Annotated in this window: 22 protein-coding genes; 15 read left to right on the top strand and 7 right to left on the bottom strand. The window is 68.2% G+C overall.

Features of this window, described 5'->3' with window-relative positions:
* Window positions 1–223: 223 nt before the first annotated feature.
* Complete coding sequence (locus F7Q96_RS08575) at window positions 224–1,765, top strand: phospholipase D family protein (protein ID WP_053823091.1); 1,542 nt, start codon at window positions 224–226, stop codon at window positions 1,763–1,765.
* Window positions 1,766–1,883: 118 nt separating this feature from the next.
* Here F7Q96_RS08575 and F7Q96_RS08570 read toward each other — a convergent pair whose 3' ends face one another.
* The 3 genes from F7Q96_RS08570 to F7Q96_RS08560 form a co-directional block, all read right to left on the bottom strand.
* Window positions 1,884–2,306: a VOC family protein gene (locus tag F7Q96_RS08570; RefSeq protein ID WP_053821824.1), complete on the bottom strand. Its 423-nt coding sequence runs from the start codon at window positions 2,304–2,306 to the stop codon at window positions 1,884–1,886.
* A 19-nt stretch (window positions 2,307–2,325) separates the two neighbouring features.
* Window positions 2,326–3,540: a DJ-1/PfpI family protein gene (locus F7Q96_RS08565; protein ID WP_082371471.1), complete on the bottom strand. Its 1,215-nt coding sequence runs from the start codon at window positions 3,538–3,540 to the stop codon at window positions 2,326–2,328.
* Between the two features lie 150 nt (window positions 3,541–3,690).
* Entirely contained in the window at window positions 3,691–4,599 is a 909-nt protein-coding gene (locus F7Q96_RS08560) for a MurR/RpiR family transcriptional regulator (protein ID WP_053821825.1), read from the bottom strand.
* A 150-nt stretch (window positions 4,600–4,749) separates the two neighbouring features.
* Here F7Q96_RS08560 and F7Q96_RS08555 point away from each other — a divergent pair, with 150 nt between their 5' ends.
* Both F7Q96_RS08555 and F7Q96_RS08550 read left to right on the top strand, forming a co-directional pair.
* Window positions 4,750–5,910 carry a M20 family metallopeptidase gene (locus F7Q96_RS08555; protein WP_053821826.1) on the top strand — a complete coding sequence of 387 codons (1,161 nt, stop codon included), beginning with the start codon at window positions 4,750–4,752 and terminating at the stop codon, window positions 5,908–5,910.
* Between the two features lie 52 nt (window positions 5,911–5,962).
* A complete protein-coding gene (locus F7Q96_RS08550) occupies window positions 5,963–6,964 on the top strand; it encodes a Bug family tripartite tricarboxylate transporter substrate binding protein (RefSeq protein ID WP_151022461.1) in 1,002 nt (333 codons plus the stop codon).
* 80 nt (window positions 6,965–7,044) lie between these two features.
* Here F7Q96_RS08550 and F7Q96_RS08545 read toward each other — a convergent pair whose 3' ends face one another.
* Window positions 7,045–7,506 carry an RES family NAD+ phosphorylase gene (locus F7Q96_RS08545; RefSeq protein ID WP_053821827.1) on the bottom strand — a complete coding sequence of 154 codons (462 nt, stop codon included), beginning with the start codon at window positions 7,504–7,506 and terminating at the stop codon, window positions 7,045–7,047.
* Window positions 7,506–7,934, bottom strand: a complete 429-nt coding sequence (locus F7Q96_RS08540) for an antitoxin Xre/MbcA/ParS toxin-binding domain-containing protein (protein WP_151022483.1) — start codon at window positions 7,932–7,934, stop codon at window positions 7,506–7,508. Before F7Q96_RS08540 ends, F7Q96_RS08545 begins: the two co-directional genes overlap by 1 nt.
* Before the next feature lie 259 nt (window positions 7,935–8,193).
* On the opposite strand from F7Q96_RS08540, the gene F7Q96_RS08535 reads away from it, so the two are divergent.
* Window positions 8,194–10,512 (top strand): glycosyl hydrolase family 28-related protein, encoded by a 2,319-nt coding sequence (locus F7Q96_RS08535; RefSeq protein ID WP_170265862.1) that lies wholly within the window; start codon window positions 8,194–8,196, stop codon window positions 10,510–10,512.
* Window positions 10,513–10,548: 36 nt separating this feature from the next.
* Here the strand turns inward: F7Q96_RS08535 and F7Q96_RS08530 are convergent, their stop codons facing one another.
* The gene (locus F7Q96_RS08530; protein WP_053821829.1) at window positions 10,549–11,310 is read right to left on the bottom strand and encodes a hypothetical protein; all 762 of its coding nucleotides are present in this window, start codon (window positions 11,308–11,310) and stop codon (window positions 10,549–10,551) included.
* A gap of 74 nt (window positions 11,311–11,384) precedes the next feature.
* The gene (locus F7Q96_RS08525; protein ID WP_053821830.1) at window positions 11,385–13,823 is read right to left on the bottom strand and encodes a TonB-dependent receptor; all 2,439 of its coding nucleotides are present in this window, start codon (window positions 13,821–13,823) and stop codon (window positions 11,385–11,387) included.
* Between the two features lie 194 nt (window positions 13,824–14,017).
* Between F7Q96_RS08525 and F7Q96_RS08520 the strand changes: the two genes are divergently transcribed.
* The 11 genes from F7Q96_RS08520 to F7Q96_RS08470 all read left to right on the top strand — a co-directional run bounded on the left by F7Q96_RS08520 (window position 14,018) and on the right by F7Q96_RS08470 (window position 24,605).
* Complete coding sequence (locus F7Q96_RS08520) at window positions 14,018–15,463, top strand: sensor histidine kinase (protein ID WP_151022457.1); 1,446 nt, start codon at window positions 14,018–14,020, stop codon at window positions 15,461–15,463.
* Window positions 15,463–16,089 carry a response regulator transcription factor gene (locus F7Q96_RS08515; protein ID WP_053821833.1) on the top strand — a complete coding sequence of 209 codons (627 nt, stop codon included), beginning with the start codon at window positions 15,463–15,465 and terminating at the stop codon, window positions 16,087–16,089. The genes F7Q96_RS08520 and F7Q96_RS08515 overlap by 1 nt, the downstream gene beginning before the upstream one ends.
* A 230-nt stretch (window positions 16,090–16,319) precedes the next feature.
* Window positions 16,320–17,840 carry an aldehyde dehydrogenase gene (gene adh / locus F7Q96_RS08510; protein WP_053821834.1) on the top strand — a complete coding sequence of 507 codons (1,521 nt, stop codon included), beginning with the start codon at window positions 16,320–16,322 and terminating at the stop codon, window positions 17,838–17,840.
* A 128-nt stretch (window positions 17,841–17,968) separates the two neighbouring features.
* Window positions 17,969–18,382, top strand: coding sequence for a DUF779 domain-containing protein (locus F7Q96_RS08505; protein WP_053821835.1), 414 nt, complete (start codon window positions 17,969–17,971; stop codon window positions 18,380–18,382).
* Between the two features lie 23 nt (window positions 18,383–18,405).
* Window positions 18,406–19,413 (top strand): tripartite tricarboxylate transporter substrate binding protein, encoded by a 1,008-nt coding sequence (locus F7Q96_RS08500; protein ID WP_053823093.1) that lies wholly within the window; start codon window positions 18,406–18,408, stop codon window positions 19,411–19,413.
* Window positions 19,414–19,436: 23 nt separating this feature from the next.
* Window positions 19,437–20,213, top strand: a complete 777-nt coding sequence (locus F7Q96_RS08495) for an ABC transporter ATP-binding protein (protein ID WP_053823094.1) — start codon at window positions 19,437–19,439, stop codon at window positions 20,211–20,213.
* Window positions 20,210–21,238 (top strand): PQQ-dependent catabolism-associated beta-propeller protein, encoded by a 1,029-nt coding sequence (locus F7Q96_RS08490; protein WP_053821836.1) that lies wholly within the window; start codon window positions 20,210–20,212, stop codon window positions 21,236–21,238. Before F7Q96_RS08495 ends, F7Q96_RS08490 begins: the two co-directional genes overlap by 4 nt.
* Complete coding sequence (locus tag F7Q96_RS08485) at window positions 21,231–22,433, top strand: ABC transporter substrate-binding protein (protein WP_315904138.1); 1,203 nt, start codon at window positions 21,231–21,233, stop codon at window positions 22,431–22,433. Before F7Q96_RS08490 ends, F7Q96_RS08485 begins: the two co-directional genes overlap by 8 nt.
* A gap of 5 nt (window positions 22,434–22,438) precedes the next feature.
* Window positions 22,439–23,272 carry an ABC transporter permease gene (locus tag F7Q96_RS08480; RefSeq protein WP_226994873.1) on the top strand — a complete coding sequence of 278 codons (834 nt, stop codon included), beginning with the start codon at window positions 22,439–22,441 and terminating at the stop codon, window positions 23,270–23,272.
* Window positions 23,269–24,078, top strand: coding sequence for a quinoprotein dehydrogenase-associated SoxYZ-like carrier (locus F7Q96_RS08475; RefSeq protein ID WP_053821838.1), 810 nt, complete (start codon window positions 23,269–23,271; stop codon window positions 24,076–24,078). Before F7Q96_RS08480 ends, F7Q96_RS08475 begins: the two co-directional genes overlap by 4 nt.
* Window positions 24,075–24,605: a hypothetical protein gene (locus tag F7Q96_RS08470; protein WP_249041658.1), complete on the top strand. Its 531-nt coding sequence runs from the start codon at window positions 24,075–24,077 to the stop codon at window positions 24,603–24,605. The genes F7Q96_RS08475 and F7Q96_RS08470 overlap by 4 nt, the downstream gene beginning before the upstream one ends.
* The last annotated feature ends 63 nt before the right edge of the window (window positions 24,606–24,668 follow it).

Genomic DNA, 24,668 nt, shown 5'->3' with positions numbered 1-24,668 from the left:
CAATGGCGATACGGCATCATAATGCTTGGGCGCGGAAGAAAAAACCTACCGCAGATGGGCCTGGCCCCTCCCATGCGGAGACCATGGGGCCGAAGCTGGCGGGAACCATGCGCGTGGCACTATCGACCGTATCGCCTAGTCTCAGTCCGTCGGAATCGCGTCCCTCATGGCTCCCCTGTTCGATCGTGTCCTTGCGCCTTTGTGCTTCATCGCCGTTCCCGCCATGGCAACGCTGCTGCTCGGCGGATGCGCCCTGCCACCGCTCGAGGACCGGACGCCTTCCCACGCACTGACACCAGAGCAGTCCCGCGCTACCGCACTCGGGCGTGCCTTGGCGCCGGCCCTGTCCCAGCGCCCGGGTCTATCGGGCATTCACGCACTGGCCGATCCGCGCGAGGCCTTCGCCGCGCGGGTCCATGGCGCCCGGATGGCCGAGCGCACGCTGGACGTGCAGTACTACATCTGGCGCCGCGACACCACGGGCACGCTGCTGCTCGATGCGCTGCATGAAGCGGCCCAGCGCGGCGTGCGGGTGCGTCTGCTGCTGGACGACAACGGTATTTCGGGGCTGGACGAGATCCTGTCCGCGCTGGATGCCCATCCCAACATCGAGGTCCGCCTCTTCAATCCATTCGTGGTGCGGTCGCCGAAATTCATCGGCTATCTGACCGACTTTCCTCGCCTGAACCGGCGCATGCACAATAAATCGTTCACCGTGGATGCGCAGGCCACCATCGTTGGCGGTCGCAACGTCGGCGACGAATATTTCGGCGCCACCGATGGCGTGCTGTTTTCCGACCTGGATGTGCTGGCCGTTGGGCCGATTGCGGCCGATGTCGAACGGGAGTTCGATCGCTACTGGGCCAGCGCCAGTGCCTATCCGGTCAATGCGATCGTGCCACCTGTCGCACCGGACAGGCTCGAGCAGCTGACCCGGGAGGCGGCCGTCGCGCGGCGCGACCCGGCCGCCGAGGCCTACATGAACGCCCTGAAGGCGATGCCGGCATACCGCCGCATCCTCGATGGCACCTTGGCGTTCGAATGGGCAAAGACGCGGATCGTCAGCGACGATCCCGCCAAGGTCCTGGGCAAGGCGCCGCGCCATGCGCTGATCGGGCACCAGCTGATGGAGACCATCGGCGTGCCGGCGCGGGAACTCGATCTGGTATCCCCCTACTTCGTTCCGACCAAGTCCGGCGCCAACGCCTTCGCCGACCTAGCCGCCAAGGGTGTCAATGTGCGCGTGCTGACCAATGCGGCCGAGGCGACGGACGTCAAGGTAGTGCACTCCGGCTATGTCAAATGGCGCCGTGCGTTGCTGGAATCCGGCGTGCAGTTGTTCGACTTGAAGCGCGAGATTGCGGCGCCGGCGGACAAGGCCGATACCACGCCGCCGGCCAGGCCAGAGGAGCGCGCCGGACCGTTCGGCAGCTCCGGCGCGAGCCTGCACGCGAAGACGTTCGCCGTGGACGCGCAGCGTGTCTTTGTCGGCTCGCTGAACTTCGATCCCCGCTCGGCGAATCTGAATACCGAACTGGGCTTCGTGATCGAGAACCCCACGCTGGCGGGCCGCATTGAATCGGCGTTTGGCACCAGCGTCCCGCAGAACGCCTACGAGGTCCGGCTGTCCGACAACGGCAGCCTGTACTGGCTGGAACGGCGCGGCAACGACACGATTCGCCACGATACCGAGCCCAACACCAGCTGGCTGGAGCGCGTCTGGATCCGCGGGCTGTCGTGGTTGCCGATCGACTGGATGTTATGACGGTGTGATAGGCGAGCACTGACGGTAGCGTGCAAGGCCGCTACGGCGGGAATCCCTGCGAGCGGCCGCCGCATTGCGCCAATGGGCTATTGCGCTGTTGCGCTGTTGCGCTACTGCCCTATTGCGCGCCCTGCTCGCCCATCATCGCGTCCGGATTCATCCATACCGGCTCGAACAGATGGCCGTCCGGGTCTTCGAACGTGCGCAGATACATGAACCCCATGTCCTGCGGTTCACGAATGTCCGCGCGGCCGCCAGCCAATTTCGCGGCCTCGACGATGGCGTCCACATCCTCGCGATTGTCGATTGTCAGCGCGATCAGCATGGCGCTGGTTTCGCGCCCATCGGCGATCGGCTTGCTGGTGAAGGTCCCGTAATAGGCGTGCGTCATCAGATGGAACGTGATGGTGTCCGACCACACCATCGACGACGTCTGGTGGTCGCTGAACTGCTCGTTCTTGACGCAGCCGATCGCCTCGTAGAACCGCGTCGCCGCGGCGAGATCGCGGACCGGCAGGTTCAGGAAAATCATCTTTGCCATCGTGTCTCATCCGTTGGTTTTACTGCAGGGGGCGCGTGCGCGCCTCGGGTTGCTGATGTCCGCCTGGATTCTCGCGGGGATATTCGAGCTGCATCGCGACCAGGGATTCGGTTCGCGCGCCATAGCGCTGGCCGATGCCGTTCAGCGCCTCGTCCAGCGCCCGCGCCGGCTGCGATTCCTCGGCGAGCGCTATGGTCCGGCCTCGATCCCAGTCCGTGCCGACGTGCTCGGGCACCAGGCGAATGCCGTTTCTCGTCTGGATCGGCCCCGCCCGCTGGGCGAACGATACGGCCTGCGAACGGTATGTCCGCGACCACGCGTCGGCCACCAGCGCCAGCGACACCTCGTCGACGCCAGGCCGTAGCGCGATGCCCAGCCGCTCGCGATTCCAGAACGCCATCGTATTGCCGATCGCCGTCAAGGCGAATGGGCGCGTAAAGGTGAAGGCATCGCTGTCGTGGCGCGCATCCCAATGCGGCAGGCCCAGGTCGCGGGCCACGGCCTGTGCCCTGTCGCGGCCCGCCACGGCTTCGATCAGCGTCAACGTCATTGGCATCGACGCGGAAATGCCGGTGGTCGTGGCGACACGGCCATCGACGACGATGCGCCGGTCGGCAACGTAGCGCACGGTCGGATGCTTGTCGAGCAAGTCTTCCAGGTAGTACCAATGGGTGGTGGCGCGCTTGCCGTCGAGCAGCCCAGCCGCGGCCACGACCTTGGCGCCGGCGCAGATGCCGATGACCGTTGCGCCTTTGGCCGCCTGGCTGCGGATCCATTGCAGCACGGCCGGATCGTCGTCGCGGCTCATCGCCGGCACCAGCACGTAGTCGGCGCCCTGGGGATGCTGTGCGTCGAACTGCGCGATCGTCGCGTCCGGCTCGACCTGCAGCACGGGATAGAGCTTGACCGGCCCCGGCTGCGTCGCCAAGGCCGTCACCTCCCCGATGTCGGCGCGGCGCAGGATGCCGTAGGGCATCAGATAGTCGGTGGTTTCGGTCGCGTCATTGATGCCGACGATGGCAATCACCGGGCGCGGGCGTTTGGGCGGTTTCAGCGCGGCCAGCGTGGCGGCCCTCTCCGGTTCGCCGATCGCTGGCGGTTCGGCGGCAGCCGTGGCGGGCGGCAAGGACAGCAGCCACGCCGCGCCGGCGCCCAGCGCGACGGCCGCGATACCGAGCGCGATCCATGCTGCGAGACGTAGGTTCAGCGGGTTCAGCCGGTTCCACCGGTTCATCGTCGTGGTCTCCTCCTTGGCTTGAGCCAGACCACTAGCTTAGGCGGAGGGAATCCCGACGCCAAGCCACGCCAAAGTGTCCACATTGGGCGAGATCGGCCGATGCCGGCATGGCGCGTCGGCAGACGGTAGCCGTTGCGCCATCGCGCCCTACCCCTTTCGCAATCCTTCCACCGGGTCGGTCTCGAACGCCTGCCACAGCGCATCGCGCCGCTGCAGCGCCTCGATCACGGCAGGCTGGCGTAACTGCGCGACGGCGGATACCAGTGCATTGCACAAGAAAAACGCGGCGGTGTACGAATCGAATGGCGATGCGTTGGCGGTGCGTACCAGCAGATGGTGATCGGACAGCGGCACCAGCGGCGCGGCCGGGCTGTCGCAGATCGCGACGACGCGGGCGCCCCGTTCGCGGAAAGCACGGGCGATGCTAACCGGCGCGCTCGAATAGCGCCGGACGCTGAAGGTCAGCAGCACATCCTCCGGTTGGACCCACAGCATGGCATCGGTGGCCGTCACCGCGCCGGCCCCCAGTTCCTGCACATTGGGCCGGCACATGTTCAGATGCAGCGCCAGCCAGGCGCTGACCGGTGCGCTGTTCTTCTGCGCCAGGATGAACAGGCGCCCTTTTCCTCCGGCCAGCAGCCGCGCGATCGCTTCGAACGCGGCGATGTCGAGCGATTCGTGCGTGGCCGTCAGGTTGTGCTGGTCATGCATCAACGCATCGTCGAGGCACGCCCGCAAGGTTCGCTTGCCGCCGATCAGCGCCGGTGCGCGCTGACCCGCGGTCGGTAGCGCGGCAGTCACGCTCGCCCGCGCTTCGCGCTGCGCGTCGGCATAGCTGGCATAGCCGAGCTTGGCGAACAACCGCACCACGGTCGACGCGCTGGTGCCGTGCTGCGCCGCCAGCGCGGTCGCCGATTCGAGCAGCACGTGCGGATAGCCGCGCGTCAATGCATCGGCCAGTTCGCGCTCGCGCGCGGTCAGTGTGGCCGCCTCGCGCGCCAGCCGGTCCAGCAGCGTGGCGCCATGATCGGCGGTCTCCTTGCGGGAATTCGTCATATTGACACCCTGCAATGTGTATTGCATGATGATATCACCATTGCAACGATCGTTTCATCGCCTGTTTCTCGGCCGATTCACGCACGTTGCACAACGCGTTTCATCACGCCCTTCATCGCGTACCGTTCCCCGGCCGCGAACAGGAACCCCATGCAGGATAGAGAAGTAGCCCAGGGCGAACAGGCCCTGCTGGACTGGCTGCAAGGCCAGCAACAGGCGATGCAGGACTTGCTGCAGAAGATTGTCGACATCGACAGCGGCAGCCGCCATGAAGCCGGCGTGCAGGCCGTGGCCGAGGCGCTGCGCGCGCATCTTGAAGCGGCCGGCATTGCCGTGCGTTTCCATGCGGTGCCCGGATACGGCGTCTGCCTCGATGCGCAGGTGCCCGGCTCCGGCGAGGGCCTGCCGGTCCTGCTGATGGGGCATATGGATACGGTCTATCCCGAAGGCACCGCGGCCAGGCGGCCCTTCCGTGTCGAGGACGGACGCGCCTACGGTCCCGGCGTCGCCGACATGAAGTCCGGCCTAGTGCTCAATGTGTTCGTTGCCGAGGCGCTGGCGCGGCTGGGCCGCCTGGCGCCGCCGTTGCGGCTGTTCTTCTCGTGCGACGAAGAGATCGGCTCGCCGGCCACACGCGATCGCATCATGGCGGTGGCCCGCGAGGTGCGTGCGGTGTTCAACGCCGAACCGGGCCGCGTCAGCGGCAATCTGGTGACCGGCCGAAAAGGCTCGATGGTCGTCGAGTTCGAGGTCGAGGGTGTGGCCGCGCACTCGGGCATCAACCACGCCCATGGCGCCAGCGCGATCGATGCGCTGGCGCGCAAGGTCCTGGAGCTGCATGCCCTGACCGATCCGGCGTCTGGCGTCACCACCAACGTCGGCTGCATCCAGGGCGGCATCGTGCCGAACATGGTCGCTCCGCATGCCAAGGCGCAACTCGATGTGCGCTTCACCGCGGATACCGATATGGACGCGCTGTACGGCCGCATCCGCGAGATCGTCGAAGCCGAATCGATTCCCCGCACGCGCGGACGCATCACCGACATGCGGCGCACGATGCCGATGGCGACGACGCCCGCGTTCCTGCTGTCGCTGTATCAGCGCAGCGCCGAACGCGTCGGCTTCACCGTCGACGGCGAGTTCACCGGCGGCGCGGCCGACAGCGGCCTGACCAGCTCGGCCGGTACGCCGACGCTGTGCGGCACCGGGCCGGTCGGCGGCCATCCGCATACCGAGCGCGAATACTGCGAGCTGTCCACCTTCGTGCCACGGGCGCAGGCCCTGGCGCTTGCCATCCTCGGGCTGCAATGAGCGGCACGTTCCGCCATCGGCCGAATTCCATTTCAATCCTGCCTTCCTGATCATGCAGAACCTGCCCTTCTCCCGCCGCCGCTTCGTTGGTCTCGGTCTGAGCGCCGCCGCCATTGCCGCCGCCGCGCCGCTTGGCGCCGTGGCGCAGGAAACCTGGCCGTCGCGTCCCATCACGCTGGTGGTCCCCTTCCCGCCCGGCGGATCGGTCGACATCATGGCGCGCCAGTATTCCGAGCCGCTGTCGCGGATTCTCGGCGTGCCGGTCGTCGTCGACAACCGTCCCGGCGCGGGCGGCTCGGTCGCGACGCAGGTCGTGGCGCGCAGCAAGCCGGACGGCTATACGCTGGTGGTGTCGTCGCAGAGCAGCCATCTGGCCAATCCGCTGACGCAGCCGCGCATCGGCTACGACCCGATCAAGGACTTCGAGAACATTGCGGTCCTGGGCCGCCAGCCCAATGCGCTGGTCGTGCATTCCAGCCTGCCGGTGCGCACCTTCGCGGAGTTCATCGCCTATTCGAAGAAGAACCCCGGCAAGCTCGATTACGGCAGCGGCGGTGTCGGCAGCATGGGCCAGCTGAACGTCGAGATGTTCAAGGCCAGCACCGGCGCGGTGGCGACCCATATCCCCTACCGCGGCGGCTCGCAACTGATCACGGCGGTACTGAGCAACGAGGTGCAGTTCATCCTGGATAACCTCGTGATCATGCTGCCGCACGTCAAGGACGGCAAAGTCCGCGCGCTGGCGGTCGCCTCCGAGCAGCGGCTCGAGCAGCTGCCCGACGTGCCGACGCTGGCTGAACTGGGCTATCCGGAGCTGAACCTGAGCTCGTGGACCGGCATCGCAGCCCCGGCCGGCACGCCGCAGCCGGTGGTGCAGAAGATCTACCAGGCCGTGCGCAAGGCGGCCAGCGATCCCGCCATGCAGGCCGCACTGCGCTCGCGCGGTGTGGTCCCGCCGGAAGACATGGCGCCTGCTGCCTTCGAACGGATGATGGCCGACCGCCTGCAGCGCTATGGCGAGGTGGTGAAGCGCGCGAAGATTTCGGCGGAGTAAGGGGCGTACAGCCCTGGCACGGGCCCTGAGGCTGTCGTCCCTCTTCCGCGATGGCCGATGAGCGCGTCCGCCGGTGGAAATTACGACGTCCGGAACAGCCTCTCGTCCCAACGCACCGGCTCCGGGGCCGAGACGACGAGCCTGGCTGCATCCGGGTGCATTGGATTGACTAGCACGTTCCACTCAAGGCGAGCAACAACCGACGGCACGATCAGCACGGCGGATCTGCGGTCGGCGAGCCAGTGGTCGCCACAGCTGCGCGCCGTGCGAGGATCGTCCAGAGCGTCCCAGCCTGCGGGCAAGTCGTCCGGCCCTGCGCGCTCGAGCGCGATGTCTTCAGGTACGTTGGCAACCACCACGACATGCTGGCGAGGCACCTTGCCGATGCGTGAGTGAACCAGGACCTCGAGCATGGCCCCTGCGAAGCTGAGGGCGCCGTAGATGACGGGACGCCCCGGGCTGTTGAAACGCCCACCTACGAGCATGGCGCCGGTGCCATTCCATACCTCATGGCGGCGGTCTGCGATCCGGTAGATCTGCATCACGCAGTCATGCCATAGAAGAGCCTCCACAGGATTTCTTCTACCCGCTTGGCTCCAAGTTCCGTCATCGACACATCGAGCGGCGTGTTGCCGGCCAGAAGTGGATGCTGCGTATGCAGAAACTCGCGGGCATCTTCTTCGTCATCCCATACAAAATTGGCTGTGGCGAAGATTCGAGCCAGCCGCTCGGTCTTTTCCGATTCGTCCGGGGTCAGGCGGTCCTTCCGACGCTTGAAAGTCGCCTCAGGCACGATCCGTGACATCAACGCCCGTCGCTCGTCTGAAGTACGGACGACATGCTCGACGATTTCTCGCAGCGCGGACTTCGGCAGTCCTTCGCGTACGGCTGCATCGAGATCAGCGAGGGATACGCGGGGTGGCGAAAGAGCCATGGCCGCGCTGATTTGCTCCGGGGGAACGACCAGCATATCGGCACCTATTGGATCAATTGATCCCAAATTGTAATCCATCTGATCTCCACTCGCGAAGGAACGATGTCGAAGCATCTCCTGGCTCGCTTGTGTGTGTCGTTTCGTACTGTTACCGAAGTCGATTTTCGACACTAATGGCCTGTCCGACATAGGCCCTGGGCGCGCAGGATCGCCCTGGCCGTCGGCTCGCCGACACAACCGAGGGATAGCCATGAAGCCAGCGTTTCGGATCCGAAACCACGTGTGGACAGCCGCCTTGGCGCTGCTCGGGTGCTGGCATGCGGTGGCGGGCAGCGCGGAGCCTCGGGCGGCTTCGGCGCCCGCCGTGGCGCCGGGCACGACGGTCTCGCCGATCACGGAAGCCGGCACGCTGGGCGGTTGCACCAACCCGATGATCGGCCGGAACGGCGATACCGGCAGCGGCAAGCGGGCGGTCTTTGTCGACGTCACGCAGATGCGGCCGGACAGCGAGCCGGTCTACGAGAAGAACGCCATTTTCTGGACCTCGCGCGAGAACCGGCCCGGCCAGAGCGTGTTGATGAGCGGCGCCTTTACGGCGAACCGCAAGACCGTGCGTCTGCTGGCCCTCACGTCCGGGATGACGGACTGGCGCAGCGCGGTCCGTGCCAGCGCGATCACGGTGCCTGCCGTCAATCTGAGCTCGACGGGGTTGACCTTCACCATCCCGGCGAACCTCAAATACGGCCCCTACGCCTACCGCATCGAGGACCAGGAGCGCGCGGTGCCGGTGCTGGAAGGCATCGTCAATCGGCCGGAAATCCAGTGGATCCTCGGCACGCCGGATACCGATTCCAGCCTGGAGGCGCCGGCGCATGAACTGGTCAATTGCGGCGCCGAGGCCGGAGGCAAGCTGAGGCTGTTCGGCAAGAACTTCAACGGCAGCAAGGAGGCCTATCTGCAATCGGCCGACAACCGGCTTTATCCGCTGGCCGTCGAGCACGCCGACGATACGGCGATGGTGGCCGGCGTGCCCGCCGGCATGGCGCCCGGTTCGTATCACGTCTGGATCGGCTCACAGCACAAGGACCTGACCGCCGCGCTGCCGGTGCCGATCCGCATCCAACCCGCGCCAAAGCCGCCTGCCGTGGTGTCGTGCCCCGGACTGACGGGCGATGGTGTCACCGACAACGCCGCCGTGCTGCAAAGCTGTCTCGACAAGAACCGCAGCAATGGCGTGCGCACCGTCTTCAAGCTGCCGGCCGGGCAATTCGCCATTTCACGAACGATTGCGCTGCGCCGCCATCAGTATCTGGTCGGCGAATCCGAGGACGCGACGACGCTGCTCGGCAAGGCGAACAGCGCCGCGGCCACTCCCGCGTCATGGATCACGGGCGAGAGCCATTTCGGCATCGCCTCGCTGACGCTGCGCGCGCCGCATCGCGAAACGATGCTGCGGGCCGCCAATCTCGGCAGCGATCCGCGCGCGAACGGCCATATCCTGATCCAGCGCGTCAATTTCGTCGTGTCGGCCGACTACACCAACGGCGCGGGAAGCGCGCAGCTGATCAAGATTGCCGGCCCGGACCTGCGCATCGTCAATTCGACGCTGAGCTCGCGCAAGACGATGTCGATCGACTACGGCGACGGCGTATTGATCGCGGGCAACCGCGCCACCAAGGGCGATTACGGCATCGCCAACAGCCAGAACGTTGTCGTGACCAAGAACCTGTTCGGCGCCCAGGACGAGATCAACGAGGGCGTGGTGATCGGCGCCAGCCGCCCGATGATCAGCGGCACGACGGCCAACGCCACGCGCAACTTCTATCTCGGCTACAACCTGTTCCGCAACATGACCTACACGCCGACCAACCAGTTCTTCACGACGGACGGCGGCGGCGGCGCGTATCTGGGCAGGCTCGCCGCCAGCTCGGCCAGTTCGGTGACCCTGGCGCGCGATCCGAACTGGGACATGGTCGGCACCAGCAATCCTGAAAACGTCGTGATGTCGATCGTCGCCGGCACCGGAGTCGGTCAATACCGGCATCTGAAATCGATCAAGGGCCGCGTGATGGAATTGGCGGCGCCATGGGACGTGGTGCCCGATTCCTCCTCGGTGATCAACATCACCACGGGCTATCTGCGCATCACCGTCAGCCACAACGAATTCCGCAACATGCATGGCCGTGCGCTGAATTCGATCCTGTTCTTTGGCGGCGTGTTCGACAGCGTGATCGACCACAACTACAACATGAACGCCGGCGACGGCATCGCCATCGCGGCCTATGGGCCCTATGGCGACAATACCTATCTGCCGACCTTCAATATCGATTGCCTCGATAACACCGTCGCCGAGGATGGCGACCCGGTCTTCGTGATGCGCACCGCGGCGCGCAACGTCACGCGCGGGCTGGCGGTGATGGGCATGCCGGGCGCGACACTGTCCGGCATTCTGGTACGGGGCAATCGGGTCGCCAGCCCCGGCATGATCTTTTTTCCGAACAGCTTCAAGGACAACTACTCGATCCTGGTCGAACAGAACCAGGCGCGCGTCGAGCCGTGGTTCGGCGGATCGAGCGGTCCGCCGGGGGCGATGATCCGGAACAACCGTCCATAGGCACGAGCGCGAGGCGCTTCGGCGATGGACCGCGCCTTATGGCAGCGCCGGGCCCGCGCCGGCCGCCGCGCCGCGCATCGTAGCCAGCGTGCGCAGCGACAGATGGGCGAACCAGTAGACCAGGAACAGCATGCCGAGCACGCGCCCGATCGTCACGCCGGCAAAGGCCGCCGGCCCCGGCATCAACAGGGCGATCGCCGCCGAGATCGCCGCGGCGATCAGACCGCTGAGCACGACGCCCGCCATTGCCACGCCGGCGAACGACAGCCGCCACCCTTTGGTCAGTGCGGCAAGTTCGCCGGCCGATGCGCGCTTGCGCAACGCCAGATACGGCATCAGCCGCATCGCCAGCCAGCCCTGGGCCGCGAGATTGGCCACGCCGTACAGCAGTGGTACCGTGCCGAGGAACTGGATCAGCGCGCACAGCACGATATAGGTGCCGATGTAGTGCGCCATCGCGCCGCGCTGGCCGGATACGGCGTCGCTCGCCGGCCCCGCCGCGGGGTAGTCCGCCGCGATCTGGGCAACGGCACCCGGCATCGACCACAACGCCACCAGCAGGATCAGCGCAAGCTGGTACAGCACCACCAGCAGCGTCTGCGCAATGCCACCGGCACCCCCGTACAGCGCCTGAACCCAGGGCGGCACCACGCCGGTCATCAGCATGACCAGTGGCAGGCCGAGAAAGACCGCGCCGGCGATCAGCAACACCACGATCGGGCCGACGGCGAGCTTCAGGGCGCGCGAACTGACAAGACTGGCAAGCGCGGCACGAAAGGCGGCGAGCGACGGTTGCATGGCGATTGGCGTGGAGTGCAAAGTGCGGGAGCCTAGCACACTGGTTCCACGCCGCCCCGCCCTGGCTGCCCGCATTACATCCGGTACCGCACCCCCACGAACATGCTGCGCGGCGCCCCGGGGGCGATGAAGCGCGACGTCGCCGCATCCTGCGGCGCCACGTGCGGCTGCACCAGCCGTCCGTCCGGCAGGATGTTCTCCGCCAGCTGGCCATAGCTCGCATGGCGGCGATCGAACACGTTGTCGACGCGGGCATACAGCTCGAGCTGCTTGCTGACGCGATAGCTGGCGCGCAGATTGACGGTGGCATAGCCGGCGGTATCCCAGCGGCGCGCATCCGGCGCCCTGCCCGGCCGCGGGTCGCTGGCCAGACCGTCTTCGTTGCCGCTGATCACGCTGGACGACACGGCCAGCACGTCGGCGCCGACCGCGAACGACGGCGTCACGCGCCAGTCGGCGCCGAGCTTCAGCGTGTGCCGGGGCAGCCCGGCCAGCCGCATGCCGGGACGGACATCGATCGTGCGCTCGCCGGCCAGGATGCGTCCGTGAGCCTGGTAGGTAGCCTGCAGATAGCTGTAGCCAAGCCGCAGCGTCACCGCATCGAGGCGCCAGTTCGCCAGCAGGTCCACGCCCTGGTGGCGGGTGCGATCGAAATTCGAGAAGTAGCCTTGCTGGCTGTTCGGTGCGCGCAGGAACAGGATGTCGTCACGATTGTCGGTGCGGTAGGCGGTGCCAGACAGTTCCAGGTCGCGCAACGGCCGCCAGCGCGCCCCGACCTCGTAGGTGCGCGAGACCACCTGCTTCAGGTACGGATCGGCCTGCAGGCCCGCCGGCAGGCGGCATGGCTGCGCGGGATCGGCGCAGCCGAGCTCGATCACCGTCGGCACGCGGTTGCTCTGCGCGGCGCTGGCGAACAGCGTCAGACCGGCGCCGACCTGCTGGGTCAGGCCAATCGCTGGATTGAGCTTGCTGTAGGTGAAGCGCTCGGTCGGCTTGTCGCTGCCGTCGCTGTCGATCAGCGTGCTGGTCACCTTCAACCGGTTCCAGCGGGCCGACAGGTTCAGATGGGTCGTCGGCGTCAGCGCCCACAGATCGGCCAGATAAACGCCAATCGCGCGCGACTTGCCGTGGGCGCCCGAGAACAGCTCGACCTCGGACCCGGGGGCGGCCGACACGCCGCGGTCCGCGCTCAGCAGCGCCTCCTGTTCGTACTGGGCGTAGCGCACCCGGTTGGCGTCGAAGGTCACGCCCATGTTGATGCGGTGTGCGCCCAGTTCCTTGGCCAGGCTCAGTGCGGCGCCCTGGCCCCGCTGGCGGGTGTGGGTCGTGTTCAACACGGCCGGATGCAGCGCGGCGCCCTGCTCGCGCGTATAGCCACAGTCGTCGTCGGCCGGCGAGCCATCCGCGTTGAAGCCATCCTCGCAGGCCTCGGCATATTCGGCGTAGTCCTCGCTGACGTCGCCATTGACGGTGTCGCGCCGGCTGTGGCGGACATAGGCCATGGCGGAGATCCGTGTCGTGTCGTCGAGCCAGTGGCTGCCGTTCAGCGTGGCCTGCGTGACGCGGTTGCGGGTCTCGTCTGGGTAGGTGAACACCGCGCGCCGGTTCCCCGCATACAGGTCGGGCAGCACGGCATTGCCATCGAGCCGATAGTCCGGGACCAGACCGTTGCCGACGAGCCGGCTGTTGCCATGCAACAGCGACAGGTCCCACTCGGTCGCCCCGCTGCTGCGGCCGGCCTTCAGGAACAGGTTGCCGAGCCGGCCGTCGGATTGGTCGCGCCAGCCATTCTCCTTGAACAGCGTGCCGGCGGCGAAGCCGTGCCAGCCGTCCTCGCTGCGCGCGCCGAACGACAGGTCGGCGCGCTTGCGGGCACCGCTGCCGTACGAGATGTCGGCACCGAAGCCCTGCGAGGTCAGGCCGGATTTGGTCGTCAGCGCCAGCGCACCGCCCAGCGTGTTCAGCCCGTACACCGGGTTTGAACCCGACACCAGCGCGATATGGTCGAGCGCGGCTTCGGGAATCATGTCCCAGTTGACCACGTCGCCGAACGGTTCGTTGACGCGTACGCCGTCGAGATAGACCGACAGGCCCTGCGGCACGCCAAGGATCGACGAGGCGCGAAAGCCGCGGTAGGTCACGTCGGCCTGGAATGGGCTGCCCTGGATCTCGTTGACATTGACGCCGGCCAGATTGCGGTTCAGGTATTCGACCAGATTGCCGGCGCGCGGACCGGATGCGGTATCGCGCTCGTCGCCCTGCACGGTATACGGCAGCGCATCGCGCTCGACGCCGAGGCCCGGCAGCGGCGCGGCGGCGACGATGGTCACCGTCGGCAACGAACTGTCCTGTTGTGACACAGTGCTGCCCTGTTGTGCAACAGCGTGGCCGGCGCCGAACAGCGCGATCACGCAGGCCATGGCGATGGCACGGGGAATGGGGGGCCCGGTACGGCGCGTCGCGGCGGGCGCGCGCGGCCTGCCGGCGGCGGCAGCGGTCCGGTTGGCTGACATCTTGCATCTCCTCCTGGTATCGAGCGGACCTCTGTCGGGCCGCACGATCCCGTCGAGCAGGTTCCATACCCCGACGGCCGGGAAAAACTCCCGACCCGGGACAGGATCCGCAGCACCAGGCCGGGATCGATGCGCCACGCAGCCACGCCACCAGAGCGCCGGGCCGCCTCGATGGAAACGAGGAGACCCCTGCCATGCCCCTGTCCCGCCATCTGCTGCTTCGGGCCGCGCCGATCGCATTGCTGAGCCTGGTCGTCGCCACGCTGTTCGCGCTGGCCACGGCCGCCGGCGACATCCGCAGCGAACGGCGCGGCGCCGATGCCACCGCCAGGATGTTTCGTCATCTCGCGGGACTGCAGACCGACCATGCGCAAGCGCGCGATGGCCACTTGCGCGCGCTGCGCGAGATCGCCGCCTCCGGTGCGCTGCGCCATTTGCGCCTGACGCTGCGCGACGACAGCGGCACGGTCCTTGTGCCGCCGCCCGGCACCGCCGATAGCCGGGCGCCGGCCGAGCCGGCCGCCTCCTGGAACATCCCGGTGGCGGACGGGGCAGGCTACCGTGTGGCATTGGACTGGAACCCCCGCAGCGAAGAAAGCGAGGCGCTGAACACCTTCGCCGGCCAGCTCGCCACGTTGATGCTGTACAGCGTGCTGCTGTTTGCCGGCATCGCCTGGTCGGCCCGGAAAGCGCTGGCGCCGCTGCGCGGAATGCTGGTGGCAATCCGCCGCTACGAGCACGCCGAATACGATGCCGAGCTGCCGCCGACGCGGATCGCCGAACTCGACGCGATCCGGCGGGCGCTGCAGCAGCTCGCCGCGGCGCTGGCGCACGCGCAGGCCTCGAGGCGCGCACTGAGCCTGCGCCTGCTCGAAGCGCAGGAGCACGAGCGCGCCCGCATCGCGCGGGACCTGCACGACGAACTGGGCCAGAGCCTGACCGCGATGCGGGCCGATGCGGCCTACCTGTCGCGCCGGCTGACGCACGACGCCGCGCTGCGCAGCGTGGCCGACGGGTTGTCGCAGCATGGCGCGCGCATCCAGCAGGATGTCCGCTCGCTGCTGCATCGGCTGCGGCCGCATGGCACGCAGCCGGGCAACGGGCCGGTCCCGCTGGCGCGCATGCTGCAGGACCTGCTGCAAGGGTGGCGCGCGCAGCCGGATTCGCGCACGGACTTTCGCCTGGAGATCGAGCTCGGCGCGGTGGCTGTGCCCCCGGCGCTGGCGCTGGCGCTCTACCGCATGACGCAGGAGGCCCTGACCAACGCGGTGCGGCATGCGGGCGCCGCGACGGTCCAGGCCCGCGTGGCCGCCAACGCCACCGGCGACATCGTCTGGTGCGTCGAGGACGACGGCGTGGGCATCGGCGATCCCGGCGCCGCGTTCGAGGCCGGCTGCGGATTGGGCGGCCTGCGCGAACGGGTGTGGGCACATGGGGGGCAACTGGAGCTGAGCGCCTCTCGGTCCGGCGAATCGCGGCCCGGGCTGAAGCTGCTGGCCCGTTTCCCTGGCGCGCTCGCGGCGCGGCCTGCTGCGGTCGCGGCGATTTCGCCGGGTGCGGCCGTTGCGGCGGACCATGCGCCGGACACCCGGGCCCGGGCCGGCGGCCCAAGCCACGGCCGCGTGCCGGAGCTGGCCTGATGATGCCGCTGCGTGTGGTGCTCGCCGACGACCATGCGGTGGTCCGCACCGGCTACCGTCGCCTGCTGGAGCTGGACGACGGCCTGCAGGTGGTCGCCGAGTTCGCCGATGGCGACGCCGCCTACCTCTGGCTCAGCCGCCACCCTGCCGACGTGCTGGTGCTGGACCTGTCGATGCCGGGCCGCGGCGGGCTGGAAGTGCTGCGCTGCCTGAAGGCGCGCGTGCCGGCGCTGCGCGTGCTGGTCTTCAGCATGCACGACAGCCCCGCCATCGTTGCGCAGGCGCTGCGCGCGGGCGCGGACGGCTATCTGACCAAGAGCAGCGCCCCGGACCTGCTGGTCGACGCGGTGCATCGCGTCGCGGCCGGCGAGCGGCCGCTGTCCGACGACATCGCCGCTGTCGCCGGCGAGGGCGACCCGAGGGCGCTGCCGCACATGCGCCTGTCGCCGCGCGAATTCGATCTGTTCCGCCTGCTGGTGCGAGGCATCGCGCTCGAGGACATCGCCGCGCAGCTCTACCTGAGCACCAAGACGATCGCCAACTACCAGACGCTGATCCGCAAGAAGCTGGGTCTGGCCAATGTCGTCGAGATGTACCGCTATGCGCGCGAGCACGGACTCGACTGAAGCCTGGCGGACGACCGCCGCAACACGATTGCTCCATTTCAGGACACCGTGCGCAGCGTGTCGGTGAGCGACGCAACAGTGGCGGCGCGCCTGGCCGCGAAACCCATGCCGGAACGCGGCGAACGGCCAATGGCACGCTCCTTGCGCTGATGGGTGTGGACTGGCCGGACAACCGGTCGTCAAGACAGCAGCGCAAGCGCAACACGAACGATTCGTCAGGAGACACCACCATGAACCATGCGGAACTGAAGTTCCTCGATATCGAATTCCCGTACAAGGCGTCCTACGACAACTTCATCGGTGGCAAGTGGGTACCGCCGCAGTCGGGCCAGTACTTCGACAACGTGTCGCCGGTCACGGGACAAGCCTTCTGCAAGATCGCGCGTTCCAACGCCGACGATATCGAGCTGGCGCTCGACGCGGCCTACGCCGCCAAGGCCGCCTGGGCCCGCACGTCGCCCGCCGAGCGCGCCAATGTGCTGAACCGCATTGCCGACCGCATGGAGGCCAACCTGCAGCGCCTGGCGGTCGCCGAGACGATCGACAACGGCAAGCCGCTGCGCGAGACCATGGCCGCCGACCTGCCGCTGGCGATCGATCATTTCCGCTATTTCGCCGGCGCGGTGCGCGCGCAGGAAGGCGGCATCTCGGAGATCGACCACGACACCATCGCCTACCACTTCCATGAGCCGCTGGGCGTAGTCGGCCAGATCATCCCGTGGAATTTCCCGCTGCTGATGGCGACGTGGAAGCTGGCCCCCGCGCTGGCCGCCGGCAACTGCGTGGTGCTCAAGCCCGCCGAGCAGACCCCGGCCTCGATCATGGTGCTGCTCGAAATCATCGGCGACCTGCTGCCGCCCGGCGTGCTCAACGTCGTCAACGGCTTCGGCCTGGAAGCGGGCAAGCCGCTCGCGTCGAACAAGCGCATCGCCAAGATCGCCTTCACCGGCGAGACCACTACCGGCCGGCTGATCATGCAGTACGCCAGCCAGAACCTGATTCCGGTCACGCTGGAGCTCGGCGGCAAGAGCCCGAACATCTTCTTCGCCGACGTGCTCGACAAGGACGACGCGTTCTTCGACAAGGCGCTGGAAGGCTTCGCGATGTTCGCGCTGAACCAGGGCGAGGTCTGTACCTGCCCGTCGCGGGCGCTGATCCAGGAGTCGGTCTACGACCGCTTCATGGAGCGGGCCATCAAGCGCGTCGAGGCGATCAAGCAAGGCCATCCGCTGGACCGCAGCACGATGATCGGCGCGCAGGCCTCGCAGGAGCAGCTCGAGAAGATCCTGTCGTACATCGACCTGGGCAAGCAGGAAGGCGCGCAACTGCTGACGGGCGGCGAACGCGCCCAGCTGGGCAACGGGCTGGAGAACGGCTACTACGTCAAGCCGACCGTGTTCCGCGGCCACAACAAGATGCGCATCTTCCAGGAGGAGATCTTCGGGCCGGTGGTATCGGTGACGACCTTCAAGACCGAGGAAGAAGCGCTCGAGATCGCCAACGACACGCTGTATGGCCTTGGCGCCGGGGTCTGGACGCGCGACGGCACGCGGGCCTACCGTTTCGGCCGCGCAATCCAGGCCGGACGCGTGTGGACCAACTGCTATCACGCCTACCCCGCGCACGCGGCGTTCGGCGGCTACAAGCAATCGGGCATCGGGCGCGAGAACCACAAGATGATGCTCGACCACTATCAGCAGACCAAGAACCTGCTGGTCAGCTACAGCCCCAACGCGCTCGGCTTCTTCTGACCGACGGGCCTGGCAACGGCCCTCGCCCGCGCGAACCCGAATCCTGGCGCCTTGTTCTGCCGCAAGCGGCAAGCACGCCGGGCTCCCGGGCCTTCGCTCGGGCGGGGGCATCTTCGCGGAATCCGACGATGAATACCCCCTTGCCCCCACGCGTCATCGCCACCGACGCCGCGCTCGCGCTGATCGCCCGGCTGAGCGCCGACCACGGCCCCATCCTGTTCCACCAGTCCGGCGGCTGCTGCGACGGCAGCGCGCCGATGTGTTTCCCCCGCGGCGAATTCCTGGTCGGCGGCAGCGACATCAAGCTCGGCGAGATCGGCGGCGCACCGTTCTACATGAGCGAATCGCAGTTCGAATACTGGCGGCACACCCAGCTGATCATCGACGTGGTGCCCGGCAACGGCGGCATGTTTTCGATCGAACGTGCCACCGGCATGCGCTTTCTGACGCGCTCGCGGCTGTTCGGCGACGAGGAAGCCGAGCGGCTCGCCGCGACGCCGCCAGAGCGGGCGACGGTCGACTATCCCGACCTCGCCGCGTGATGGCGCCCGCGCAGACCCTGCCGATGCCAAGGCGCCGCGCCCTCGCGATCGTCCTTGGTTCGCTGGCCGCGAGCGCGGCCTTTCCCGCTGTCGCGGCCTCGGCCGATGCCGGCAGCACTGCGGCCGCGGATTACCCGTCGCATCCGCTGACGCTGATCGTGCCCTGGCCCGCGGGCGGCGCCACCGATCTGTCGATGCGGGTATTGGCCGAACTGGTCGCACACGAGCTCGGCCAGCCGGTGGTGGTCGAGAACCGCGCGGGAGCGGGCGGTGCGCTGGTCGGCGCCCTGCTCGCCGTGGCGAAGCCGGACGGTTACACGATCGGCCAGTTGCCGGTCACGGTCTACCGGCTGCCGCACCAGCAGAAGACGACCTGGCAGCCGCTGCGCGATATCCAGCCGGTGGTGATGATCTCCGGCTATACCTTTGGCGTGGTGGTGCCGGCCGACAGCCCGTTCCGCACCTTCGGCGACCTGGTCGCCTGGGGCCAGGCGCATCCGGACGCGCTGACGGTCGGCTCGTCCGGCATCGGCACCACGCCGCATCTGGCGATCGACGACGTGCTCGGGCGCCACCATATCCGCTATGTGCATGTACCTTACCGCGGCATCGCCGACCAGATGCTCGCGGTATCCGGCGGCGCGCTGATGGCCGGTGTCGGCGCCACCGGTTTCGCACCCTATGTCGACAGCGGACGCCTGCGGCTGCTGGCGCTGTTCAGCGAACACCGGTCGCCGCGCTGGCCCGAGGTGCCGACCATGAAGGAGCTCGGCTATCCCGACGCGGTCCACAACTCGCCCTACGGCATCGGCGCGCCGCGCGGCACCGATCCGCGTATCGTGCGGCGGCTGCACGATGCCTTTGCCCGCGCGATGCGCCACCCCCGGCATCTGGCCGAACTGGCCAGGTACGACCAGGAACTGACCTATCTCGATACCGCGCGCTACGAGGCCTATCTGCGCGGCGTGTGGGCGCGCGAGCGCGACTTCGCGCAACGGCTCGGCCTGGCCGCCGGCAAGGAGCCAGCGTGATGAGTCCCACCCTGGCCGCCGCGATGCGGACGGACGGCGCATCGCGCGAAGCACCGTGCGATACCGCGCCGGCGCTGCGCTGCGACGGACTGGTCAAGCGTTTCGGCAGGCAGCCCGCGCTCGATGGCGTTTCGCTTTCGGTGCGCCCCGGCGAATTCGTTGCGTTGCTGGGGCCGAACGGCGCCGGCAAGACCACGCTGTTCCAGATCCTCAGCGGGCTGTTCGTGGCGGACGCTGGGCGCGCCGAGGTGATGGGCGCCGACATGCGCGAGCATCCGGCCCGCGCGCTGGCCCGGCTCGGCATCGTCTTCCAGCAGCCGGCGATCGACATGGACCTGTCGGTGCGCGACAACCTGCTGTTCCATGCCGACCTGCATGGCCTTGCCCGGCGCCAGTCGCTGCCGCGGGTCGCCGCCCTGCTCGCGCGCTTCGGCCTGGCCGAGCGCGACCGCTCGCCGGTGCGTGCGCTGTCGGGCGGCAACCGCCGCAAGGTCGAACTGGCGCGGGCGCTGCTGCACGAACCGGCGCTGCTGCTGATGGACGAGGCCACGGTCGGGCTCGATCCGGCCTCGCGAGCCCAGATCGTCGACGAAGCGCGCCGCCTTGCCGCCGAGCAGTCCACCGCGGTGCTGTGGGCCACCCATCTGGTGCAGGAGGTCGCCGCCTGCGACCGCGTCGTCGTGCTGCATCGAGGCACGGTCCGCTTCGACGGCACCCCGGCGATGCTGCGCGCCGCCACCACGCAGCACGATCTCGAACGGGCCTTCCTGGCCCTCACCGCCTCGGAGGCATCGACATGAGCCACCTGCCACCGGTGCCGCGCATCCGCTGGGTCGTCGGCGCAACCCTGGCCGCGACCGCCGTGTTGGTGCTGGCCGGTTGGTCCGAGGCGGCATATCCGGCTGAGCGTGGCGCCACACGCGGCCAGGTCATCGTCTCCAGCGAGAAGGACGGCAGCCTGACGTTCTACGACGCCGCCAGCCGGCAGATCGCCGCGGTGCTGCCGCAGTGCCGCAGGCCGCGCCATCTGCAGCTGTCGCCCGACCGCACGCGCCTCTATGTCGCCTGCAGCGACGACGATCGCATCGATGTGGTCGACGTTCGCACGCGCAAGACGCTGGCGGCGCTGCGCGTCGGCGACGATCCGGAAATGTTCGACTTGAGTCCGGACGGCAGCACGCTCTATGTCTCCAACGAGGAAGAGGCCCTGCTGACCGCGGTCGATACGGCGACCGGGCAGAAGCGCTTTTCGGTGGCCGTCGGCGACGAGCCGGAGGGGGTCAAGGTCAGCGCCGACGGCAAGCGCGTCTACGTCGCCTCCGAAGTGGCCAATCTGGTCCATGTGATCGACGTGGACAGCCGCAAGATCATTCGCCATATCCGCGTCGGCAACCGCCCGCGCCGCTTCGCGCTGTCGCCCGACGGCAAGGAGCTGTGGGTCAGCAACGAGCTCGGCGCCAGCGTGTCGATCATCCGCACCGACACGCTGCAGGTCGCGCACGTGCTGACGTTCGCGCCGAAGGGCTTTCGTGCCGACGACGTGACGCCGGTGGGTATGGCGCTGTCGCGCGATGGCCGGCGCGCCTATGTGGCGCTCGGACGGGCCAACCATGTGGCCGTCGTCGATGTCGCGAGCCGGCGCGTGCTCGACTACGTGCTGGTCGGGCGCCGCGCGTGGGGCCTGGCGCTGACCCGCGACGATGCGCTGCTGTACGTGACCAACGGCATGTCGGACGACGTCAGCGTGGTCGACACCGCGCGCGCCAAGGCGGTGGCGACGCTGAAGGCGGGCCGCGTACCGCATTCGGTAGCGATCGATGACTAGCCTGCCCTGCCTGCGGCCGCTTGCCATGTGCGTGTTGCTGGCCGGCATTGCAACGGCTACGGCAACGGCTGCGCAGCCCGCCGCTGCGTCCGAACTGCGCATCGGTGTCATCAGCCTGGCCGACGATCCGCGCTACGAGCCCAGACGGCTGGAGCAGCGCTATCCGGGCCACCCCGAGGGCCGGCCTTTCGACGGCATGCGCGTCGCCGCGGCCGAATCCCGCCTTGCGCTCGAGGCCGCGGGGCTGACGCTGAAGCTCGAAGCGGCCGAAGCCCGCGATGCGCAGGCCGCGGCCCAGGCCGCCGCCGCGCTGGCGCGCCAGGGTGTCCGCTATATCGTGCTGGACCTGCCCGCCGATGCCGTCCGCGCGGCGGCCCGTACGGTCAAACCGGCCGACGCCCTGCTGCTCAATGTTTCAGCCGACGACGACGCGTTGCGCGGGGAAGGCTGCGCCCCCCATCTGCTGCACACGCTGCCGAGCCGGCGCATGCAGGCCGACGCGCTGATGCAGGCGCTGGCCGCCCGCAAATGGCGCAAGGCATTGCTGCTGACCGGCCCCGCCCCGGAGGATCGCGCGTGGCAGGCGCTCTATCAGCAGGCGGCCCGGCGCTTCGGGGTCGCCTGGGCCGCACAGCGCGATTTCCGTCTGTCGAACGATCCGCGCGAACGCGAGCTCGCCAACGTCCGCCTGCTGACCGGCGGGCCCGACCATGACGTCGTGATCGTCGCCGACGCCGATGGCGAGTTCGCCCGCACCGTGCCGTACGCCACGCAGCTGCCGCGCCCGGTTGCCGGCGCCAACGGGCTGACCGCGATGGCGTGGCACCGCGCGTGGGAGCGCCACGGCGGCCCGCAATTGAACCGGCGCTTCGTCAAGGCGGCCGGGCGGCCGATGAGCGGCCACGATTGGGCGGGCTGGGTGGCGGTCAAGGCGGTGGTCGAAGCGGTGACGCGCGCGCCGAAGGCGCCGTTTGCCGAGCAGGCGAAGGCGCTGCGATCCGGCGACATTGCCATCGACGGTTTCAAGGGCCCGCGCCTGAGTTTCCGGCCCTGGGACGGGCAACTGCGCCAGCCGGTGTTGCTCGCGCATCCCGACGGCGTGGCGGCGGTCGCCCCGCTCGACGGTTTCCTGCATCCGAAGAACAACCTCGACACGCTGGGCGCGGATGCGCCCGAGAGCGCGTGCCGCCGCTGATACCCATGCCCGCCATCTCCATGCCGACCTCTCCCTTGCTCCACCGCTGGCGCGCGCTGCGCGCCGTTGCCGGCCGCGAGCTGCGCAAGTTCCTGCGCCAGCCCGGCCGCCTGATCTCGTCGCTGGTGCGGCCGTTGCTGTGGTTCCTGGTGTTCGGCGCGGGCTTTCAGAACGTGTTCGGCGTCGCCATCATTCCGCCCTACGACACCTATGTCGAATACAAGGTCTATCTGACCCCCGGCCTGCTGGCGATGATCGCGCTGTTCAACGGCATGCAGTCCTCGCTGGCGATGGTCTACGACCGCGAAATGGGCGTGATGCGGCTGCTGCTGACGGCGCCGCTGCCGCGGCCATGGTTGCTGGCGTGCAAGCTCGCGGCCGGTGCGCTGCTGTCGCTGCTGCAGATGGCGGCCTTCCTGCTGGTCGCGGTGCTGTTCGACGTGCCGGTCGACCATGCCGCGCTGGCGATGCTGCTGGCGGCGATGACGCTGGCCGCGCTGATGCTGGGTGCGCTGGGCCTGGCGCTGTCGGTGCATGTGCGGCAGCTGGAAAACTTCGCCGGCATGATGAACTTCGTGATCTTTCCGATGTTCTTCATCAGCACCGCGCTGTATCCGCTGTGGAAACTCGAGGAATCGGGAGCCGAGCCGATCCACCAGTTGGCGCGGATCAACCCGTTCACGCATGCGGTCGAGGCCATCCGTTTTGCGCTGTATGGCCAGGCGGCATGGGGCAGCCTCGCCGTGGTGGCCGCGTGTGCCTGCCTGTTCTTCGGCGTGGCATTGTTCGGCTACGACCCGCAGCGCGGCATGGCAAGGCCGCTGGGGAAGCGGGCATGAGGCGGCCTGCCTGGCCCCGCCGCCATGGCGGGCGCGGCCGCGGGTGGCTCGGCACGCTGCTGGCCCTGGCGGCGGTACTGGCCGCGGCACGGGGGCATGCGGCGGCCGATGCCGATCCCTTCGCCTCGCCGCAATGGCCCACATTGCGTGCCGAGATGCTGGGCAATGCGCCGGCGGTCTTCGATCCGCGCGTCAAGGTCGTCGGCCCCGCTTTCGCCGAGGATGCGCTGAACGTGCCCATCGCGTTCGATGCCTCCGCGCTGGGCGAGGTCGACAGGATCGTCGTGGGCGTCGACCGCAATCCGATCCGCCAGGTGCTGACCTTCACGCCTGGCAGGCTCAAGCCCGCCCTGTCCTTCCGCTTCAAGCTCGAACAGGGATCGCCGGTACGGGTGGCGGCGCGCACGCGCGACGGGGTCTGGCATGTCGGCGGACTGCTGGTCGACGCCGCCGGCGGCGGCTGCACGGTGCCGGGCGTGACACGCAAGGATGGCTCGTGGAGCGCGACGCTGAACCGGGTCGAGGCCCGGCGCTTCGCCGCGCTCGATGGCGGCGGTGGCCGGGTCCGGATCCGCGTGATGCATCCAATGGATACCGGCCTCGTGGCGGGCATCCCTGCCTTCCATATCGAGCAGCTGGCCCTCGTCGACGGCCGCCGCGAACCGCTCGGCACGCTGGAGCTGCACGAGCCCGTTTCGGAGAACCCGATCTTCTCGTTCGACCTGCGCGAGCCGGCTGCCCAACCGCTGGCGGTGACCGGCCGCGACAACAACGGCAACCGTATCGACGCCAGGGTGCTGCCATGAGCAACAGGCTGGCCACGATTGCCCTGCATATTGCCCTGCTGTTGCCCGCATCGGCATTCGGCGACGAGCTCGCGCAGAGGCCGCTGCAGCCGCCCGACTACCGCCTCGCGCCGCGCGGCATCGGCGACGGCGTCTGGCTGCTCGAGGGCGCGAACGCCGACTTCGCGGTCGGCAACGGCTGCAACATCATCAATACGGCCTTCATCGATACCGGCGACGGCGTGGTCGTCGTCAATACAGGACCGTCGCGGCGCTACGGCGAGCAGCAACGCGTGGCGATCGCCAGCGTGACGATCTCCGGAGGCATTGCGCCGGACCTGCGCAGTCTCGACTCGGATTGTTCGGCGCTGGCCGACCCGAAGAAGAAGCAAGGCTGCTACAGCGAGATCGACCAGTACTTCGCCACCACCGTGCGCCGCGGCCGCACGCGCGACGGCCGCGTCTACATGCCGCCGTTCGACGAAACGCTGACGCAGGAAGCCGTGTGGGCGCTGAAGACCTATCTGGAGTCGCGCCGGCCGCAGTAAGCGCAGGCGGCGATGCCTGTCGTGCTCCGCCGCGGCTCGGTGCGCCGCCGTCGCTCCCTTCTT

Source organism: Cupriavidus gilardii (assembly GCF_008801915.1).
Classification (GTDB): Bacteria; Pseudomonadota; Gammaproteobacteria; order Burkholderiales; family Burkholderiaceae; genus Cupriavidus; species Cupriavidus gilardii.
The sequence above is the reverse complement of the archived record's forward strand: the minus strand, read 5'-3'. Positions and strand labels throughout refer to the sequence as shown.

Excerpts from the sequence above, each read along its gene's own strand:
- F7Q96_RS08505 (WP_053821835.1), top strand. The coding sequence starts at position 17,969 with ATGAATACCCCCTTGCCCCCACGCGTCATCGCCACCGACGCCGCGCTC.
- F7Q96_RS08575 (WP_053823091.1), top strand. The coding sequence starts at position 224 with ATGGCAACGCTGCTGCTCGGCGGATGCGCCCTGCCACCGCTCGAGGAC.
- F7Q96_RS08515 (WP_053821833.1), top strand. The coding sequence starts at position 15,463 with ATGATGCCGCTGCGTGTGGTGCTCGCCGACGACCATGCGGTGGTCCGC.
- F7Q96_RS08570 (WP_053821824.1), bottom strand. The coding sequence starts at position 2,306 with ATGGCAAAGATGATTTTCCTGAACCTGCCGGTCCGCGATCTCGCCGCG.
- F7Q96_RS08475 (WP_053821838.1), top strand. The coding sequence starts at position 23,269 with ATGAGGCGGCCTGCCTGGCCCCGCCGCCATGGCGGGCGCGGCCGCGGG.
- F7Q96_RS08530 (WP_053821829.1), bottom strand. The coding sequence starts at position 11,310 with ATGCAACCGTCGCTCGCCGCCTTTCGTGCCGCGCTTGCCAGTCTTGTC.
- F7Q96_RS08560 (WP_053821825.1), bottom strand. The coding sequence starts at position 4,599 with ATGACGAATTCCCGCAAGGAGACCGCCGATCATGGCGCCACGCTGCTG.
- F7Q96_RS08490 (WP_053821836.1), top strand. The coding sequence starts at position 20,210 with ATGAGCCACCTGCCACCGGTGCCGCGCATCCGCTGGGTCGTCGGCGCA.
- F7Q96_RS08525 (WP_053821830.1), bottom strand. The coding sequence starts at position 13,823 with ATGTCAGCCAACCGGACCGCTGCCGCCGCCGGCAGGCCGCGCGCGCCC.
- F7Q96_RS08495 (WP_053823094.1), top strand. The coding sequence starts at position 19,437 with ATGCGGACGGACGGCGCATCGCGCGAAGCACCGTGCGATACCGCGCCG.
- F7Q96_RS08485 (WP_315904138.1), top strand. The coding sequence starts at position 21,231 with ATGACTAGCCTGCCCTGCCTGCGGCCGCTTGCCATGTGCGTGTTGCTG.
- F7Q96_RS08565 (WP_082371471.1), bottom strand. The coding sequence starts at position 3,540 with ATGAACCGGTGGAACCGGCTGAACCCGCTGAACCTACGTCTCGCAGCA.
- F7Q96_RS08555 (WP_053821826.1), top strand. The coding sequence starts at position 4,750 with ATGCAGGATAGAGAAGTAGCCCAGGGCGAACAGGCCCTGCTGGACTGG.
- F7Q96_RS08545 (WP_053821827.1), bottom strand. The coding sequence starts at position 7,506 with ATGCAGATCTACCGGATCGCAGACCGCCGCCATGAGGTATGGAATGGC.
- F7Q96_RS08480 (WP_226994873.1), top strand. The coding sequence starts at position 22,439 with ATGCCCGCCATCTCCATGCCGACCTCTCCCTTGCTCCACCGCTGGCGC.
- F7Q96_RS08470 (WP_249041658.1), top strand. The coding sequence starts at position 24,075 with ATGAGCAACAGGCTGGCCACGATTGCCCTGCATATTGCCCTGCTGTTG.
- F7Q96_RS08500 (WP_053823093.1), top strand. The coding sequence starts at position 18,406 with ATGCCAAGGCGCCGCGCCCTCGCGATCGTCCTTGGTTCGCTGGCCGCG.
- F7Q96_RS08520 (WP_151022457.1), top strand. The coding sequence starts at position 14,018 with ATGCCCCTGTCCCGCCATCTGCTGCTTCGGGCCGCGCCGATCGCATTG.
- F7Q96_RS08540 (WP_151022483.1), bottom strand. The coding sequence starts at position 7,934 with ATGCTGGTCGTTCCCCCGGAGCAAATCAGCGCGGCCATGGCTCTTTCG.
- adh (WP_053821834.1), top strand. The coding sequence starts at position 16,320 with ATGAACCATGCGGAACTGAAGTTCCTCGATATCGAATTCCCGTACAAG.
- F7Q96_RS08550 (WP_151022461.1), top strand. The coding sequence starts at position 5,963 with ATGCAGAACCTGCCCTTCTCCCGCCGCCGCTTCGTTGGTCTCGGTCTG.